The organism is Streptococcus sp. k-90, from assembly GCF_013277565.1.
In the GTDB taxonomy this organism is placed as follows: Bacteria; Bacillota; Bacilli; order Lactobacillales; family Streptococcaceae; genus Streptococcus.
This window is the reverse complement of sequence record NZ_VMNE01000037.1, coordinates 1-3,288: the sequence shown is the minus strand read 5'-3', so window position 1 is coordinate 3,288 and position 3,288 is coordinate 1. Positions and strand designations below refer to the sequence as shown.

Genomic DNA, 3,288 nt, shown 5'->3' with positions numbered 1-3,288 from the left:
TCCAACACTGCTGATAATTGGACCACGGATAAAGGTCATTGGAATCTGACCGACTCCCTTACATTCTGCTTCCGTGTAGAAACTTCCTAGTTGGCGCCCATAGGCATTGCGCTCGACCACCATATCCATAGTTCCAAGATGACTTTCTTTCTGAGAAATGATTTCCTTAGCCAGCAAAATCAAGCCCGCACAGGTCCCAAACACTGGTAAGTCAGATAGAATTGCTTCTCGGATAGGAATCAGCATATCCTGGTCTCGTAAGAGCTTGCCCATAGTTGTAGACTCACCACCAGGCAAAATCAAACCCGACAAGTCACTCTGATCTTGCTGAAAATCATCTAGATTTCTGATTTCAACACTCTCGACACCTAATTTATCTAGTACTTTTGCATGTTCTGCAAAGGCACCTTGCAAGGCCAATATTCCGATTTTCATCTATTTCCCTCGCTCAGCCATGAGAATTTGAATTTCATTTTCATTGATACCAACCATGGCTTCTCCCAAATCTTCAGAGATTTGGGCTAGTATTTGAGGATTTTGATAGTTTGTAACTGCCTTGACAATTGCTGCTGCACGTTTAACAGGATCTCCTGACTTGAAAATACCTGAACCGACAAAGACACCCTCTGCCCCTAGCTGCATCATAAGAGCAGCATCTGCAGGTGTTGCTACACCGCCTGCTGCGAAGTTCACGACTGGTAGTTTTCCATGTTCGTGAACGTATTGAACTAATTCTACAGGTACTTGGAGTTCTTTTGCTGCGACATAGAGTTCATCTTCACGTAGATTTTGAATGCGACGGATTTCTTGATTCATCATACGCATATGACGAACGGCTTGGACAATATCTCCTGTACCCGGTTCTCCTTTGGTACGAATCATAGAAGCACCTTCAGCGATACGACGTAAGGCTTCACCCAAGTCCTTAGCTCCACAGACAAAAGGTATTTGGAATTCTTTCTTATCCACATGGAAACGATCGTCAGCTGGAGATAAAACTTCACTCTCATCGATATAGTCAATCTCAATAGCCTCTAAAATCTGAGCTTCAACAAAATGCCCGATTCTGACCTTGGCCATCACTGGGATGCTAACCGCTTCTTGGATTTCCTTGATCATCTTTGGATCACTCATACGAGAAACACCACCAGCTGCACGAATATCAGCTGGAATTCGCTCCAAGGCCATCACAGCTGCCGCACCAGCAGCCTCTGCAATACGGGCCTGTTCAGGATTTTGAACGTCCATGATAACCCCACCTTTAAGCATCTGNNTAGTTCATAACGATTTTCAGTCATTTGTTTTATCCTCATCATTTGTATTGGTAGCTACTATTTCATTTTAAGTCAGATTTGGAGGAATCACAAGATAAAAAAACCATAATTGTATGGGGACAAATCATCTAAAAAACTATCTGACCTTAACTTAAGGCCAGATAGTTCATCAAATTTTATTTTTCAGCTGTAAGTGCAGCCATTGTGATGTAGTTGTATGGTTTGTTGAAGTGTGGCAAGAAGAATAGGTCTGTCAATGCCAATTTATCAATTGTCACATGCTCTTGGATAGCAAGTGAGAACATGTGGATTCCCATGCTAATTGCAATATCATGTGAAACCATTTGGGCACCAAGAATTTCACGACTATCTTTGTCAAAGACAATCTTAATCGCTACTTCATGGTTATCATGTTTCATGAATTCTGGTTTTTGTAGATCGTTAAAGCCTGTTTCAGTCGCATTGTAGCCAGCAGCTTTTGCTTTTTCAAGTGTCAAACCAGTTGAAACCATGTGAAGACCATAGATTGAGATACCGTTTGAACCTTGAACACCGATTCCTTCCAATTCATGTCCACAAGCGTTGTAAGCACCAACAATACCAGTACGAACAGCGTTTGAAGCAAGAGCGATGTAACTAGTTTCTTTACGAGCATTGTCATAGACAGTTGCACAATCACCAACGGCAAATACACCTGGGATAGATGTTTCTTGTTTCTTGTCTACAAGGAAGGCACCGTTGCGGAAGAGTTCAATCTTACCATCAGCAAGGGCTGTGTTTGGACGGAAACCAACTGCAAGGATAACCATGTCTACATCGAAAGTCTCTTTATCAGTAATCAAGCGTTCAACTTTACCGTCACCTTCGATTGCTTTAACAGTTTGACCAAGAGCCAAACGGATGTTGTGGTCTTCCAAGTTCTTGGCCATCATTTGTGTGAAGTCTTTGTCATAGTAACCGTTCAAGACAGTATCTACAATATCAACAAGCACAACTTCTTTTCCAAGACGTTCAAAGGCTTCAGCAAGTTCAACACCGATATAACCACCACCAACAACAGCGATACGATCAAGGTGTTTACTCTTATCAGCAAGCTTATTGATAACTTCTTCAGCGTTTTGGTACAATTTAACGAATTGTACGTTTTCAAGAGTTGCTTTAAATTCGCGGTTGCCTTTAACAATTTCAACACCGTCAATTGGTGGTAAGATTGGTGTAGAACCTGTAGCGAAAATCAATTTATCGTAAGATTCTTTATGTTCTTGACCTTCAACTTCTGCAGTCACAACTTTGTTGTCGTAGTCAATTGAAAGAACAGGTGAGTTCATGTAAACTTTAGCACCTTTTGCTTCCAATTTTTCTTTATCAGAATAGAACAAGCCTTCAGCACCGTCAATTTGTTCCCCAATCCAAAGGGCCATTCCACATCCTAGGAAAGAGATGTTAGAGTTTTGGTCAAATACAACGATTTCGTTCTCATTTCCAAAATTATCCAACATAGTATTAATACATGCTGTACCAGCGTGGTTAGCACCAACTACAACGATTTTACTCATAGAAAAATTCCTACCTTCAATTTTAAATTTACTCTTCTAGTATAACATTTACTGTTAGCGTTTACAAGAGTTTTGCTAATTTTCCCGATTTTTTTGTAAAAAAATGTAAATAATTTGTATTTTATCATTCTTTCTTACAATTATTCTTTATTTTCTGAGCATATTTCTTGACAACTTTACAAATTTTATTTGTGAAAACGCTGACTTTATGGTATGCTAATATCATGGAAAGAAATTGTAAGGGGTTAAATTTAATATAAATTTACAATATTTCAACCTTCTTTTCACATAAGAGAAAGGAGTTGGTAGCTTGCCTCTTAGTTCACATTCCGAACGGCTAATGGGGACTACTATCACTATTTCATTAGTAGATGAGCGAGCCGATATCTTGCTTCAAAAATCCTTTGATTTACTCAAAGAGCTAGAATACCGCTTCAATGCCAATAGCCAAGAATCTG

General features: G+C 39.7%; 2 protein-coding genes and 2 pseudogenes. 1 reads left to right on the top strand and 3 read right to left on the bottom strand.

The window, feature by feature from the left end; translation table 11 throughout:
* From pdxT to HT734_RS09105, 3 genes and pseudogenes are all read right to left on the bottom strand, one after another.
* On the bottom strand, positions 1-435 hold a 435-nt coding region (gene pdxT / locus HT734_RS09115; protein ID WP_173308517.1), incomplete at its 3' end, for a pyridoxal 5'-phosphate synthase glutaminase subunit PdxT.
* Positions 436-1,298 (bottom strand): annotated as a pseudogene (gene pdxS / locus HT734_RS09110) (pyridoxal 5'-phosphate synthase lyase subunit PdxS). It abuts the gene before it with no gap.
* A 152-nt stretch (positions 1,299-1,450) separates the two neighbouring features.
* Positions 1,451-2,830: an FAD-dependent oxidoreductase gene (locus HT734_RS09105; protein ID WP_173278327.1), complete on the bottom strand. Its 1,380-nt coding sequence runs from the start codon at positions 2,828-2,830 to the stop codon at positions 1,451-1,453.
* A 310-nt stretch (positions 2,831-3,140) separates the two neighbouring features.
* Between HT734_RS09105 and HT734_RS09100 the strand changes: the two are divergent.
* Positions 3,141-3,288, top strand: a pseudogene (locus tag HT734_RS09100) (FAD:protein FMN transferase); the annotation flags it as partial.

What these genes read in the sequence shown, in the direction of transcription:
- HT734_RS09105 (WP_173278327.1), bottom strand. Translation starts at nt 2,830, where the DNA reads ATGAGTAAAATCGTTGTAGTTGGTGCTAACCACGCTGGTACAGCATGT.